This is a genomic window from Viridibacillus soli, assembly GCF_016612995.1.
Classification (GTDB): domain Bacteria; phylum Bacillota; class Bacilli; order Bacillales_A; family Planococcaceae; genus Viridibacillus; species Viridibacillus soli.
On record NZ_JAEOAH010000108.1, the window covers coordinates 1 to 359 of the forward strand.

A 359-nucleotide genomic window follows, 5' to 3' on the forward strand; every position below is an offset into this window, starting at 1 on the left:
GTCACTTGGTTTTACACCATGTTGCTTACGAAATGCTTTTGAAAAAGCCTCGGGAGTGTCATAGCCATATTTGTAGGCGACATCAATTATTTTGCAGTTTGTATTAGCTAATTCCTGTGCAGCTAATGTTAATCGTCTTCCTCGAAGATACTCACCAATAGACATATCGGTTAACACTGCAAATGTTCGTTGAAAATGAAATACCGAAACGTTTGCTTGTTTCGCGATACTTTCAATCGTAATTGTCTCTTTTAAATGCTCTTCCATATAGTCGATTGCTTTCTGTAATGATTCAACCCAACCCATGTCACTCACTCCTTAATTAAATAATAACAATCATAATTTGGTAAATCCTGTCC

General features: G+C 36.5%; 1 protein-coding gene. It reads right to left on the minus strand.

The window, feature by feature from the left end:
• The coding region (locus JFL43_RS22210) for a helix-turn-helix transcriptional regulator (protein ID WP_200750733.1) at window positions 1-306 on the minus strand (306 nt) is incomplete at its 3' end.
• Window positions 307-359 lie beyond the last annotated feature (53 nt).